Raw genomic sequence first — 1,137 nt, forward strand, 5'->3', positions numbered from 1 at the left:
ATCTGACAGGCAGCGATCCCATCTATCACCCCTGTCAGACGATAAAAACAAACCGTTGAAATAGGTCGATACAAGGAGACGCCCATCTGGGATAGTAACAATGCTTCTCAATTCCAGATCCGGCAGATGGTTATTGACCTGTTTCCATGTCATTCCCCTGTCACAGGAACGAAAAACACCTCCACGTTCCATTCCCGCAAAGGCAGTGCCGTCTTCAAGGATCTCGAATTCAAAGATCCGGCGATCCGGATTCATACCCTTTCCTCCAATATCCCAGGTAAGCCCGGCATCATCTGTCAACAGCACAAGCCCGGTCCCGTCACCAGATACAGCCCGTCGCGTTGCAACATAAAGCTCCCCATCAGGCCCTTCCGCTGTAGCCCTGATATCTGACCCGATTGTTTCTCTTAACGGTGGAACAAGCATCCATACTCCCCTCTCTTCTCCTGGAAGCAGGACATCTTCCGCGCAGGAGACAGATGAGAGGATCAACAGGGCCGCTATCAGAAATTCGGCTTTTTTATTGTTAAACATCAGCATCAAACTCCGGTCGCCCTCTCCCGAAGGCGGCCTGTCTCATGATCTAATCTATCGGACAGAAACTTTTGAACACCCTGTTTCGGCTTAAAAAAGCAATATGGCCATCAGGCCCGATACTCATCGAAGTCAGATATGGAAATTTGCCGACCCCTGAGAGGTCTCCTCCGTCTCCGACGGGAATCCTTTCCGGCCCGGCCATCCCGGACCTGTAATAGTAAAATCCGTCATAATCGGTTCCGATCACGACCGTTCCGTTATAGACATCCATCGCTACTATGGTCAGTTCTTCGGAGCCGATTCTGCGCCAGATCCTTGTGCCCGGGTTCATGGTATACAGTCCCGAGGTCTTTGTTCCCGCTACCAGCATTCCATCGGGAGTCGTAACCAGGGCCTCTACATTGAGATCATCCAGCCCTTCATTCGTCTGATCCCAGAGCAACGATTCTTCATTATAACAAAAGACTCCGCCGAAGCTGCATGAGGCATAGAGAGCCAGCGAGTCTGTCATGACGAGAGAGGTGACCTCGTAATCCTCAAGTCCGATATCTATCCAGATCTCTTCTCCATCCGGCAGGGTGTAGATCCCTCCCCCAGGTG

The 1,137-nt window shown here is 51.4% G+C and carries 2 protein-coding genes; both read right to left on the bottom strand.

All coding sequences use genetic code 11. The annotated features are described in order from the left end of the window. Window positions 1-534: glycoside hydrolase (locus tag KOO63_00235; protein ID MBU8920264.1), on the bottom strand; the 534-nt coding region annotated here is incomplete at its 3' end. A gap of 49 nt (window positions 535-583) precedes the next feature. After that, the coding region (locus tag KOO63_00240; GenBank protein ID MBU8920265.1) for a hypothetical protein at window positions 584-1,137 on the bottom strand (554 nt) is incomplete at its 5' end.

Source organism: Candidatus Latescibacterota bacterium, assembly GCA_019038625.1.
GTDB lineage: Bacteria > Krumholzibacteriota > Krumholzibacteriia > Krumholzibacteriales > Krumholzibacteriaceae > JAGLYV01.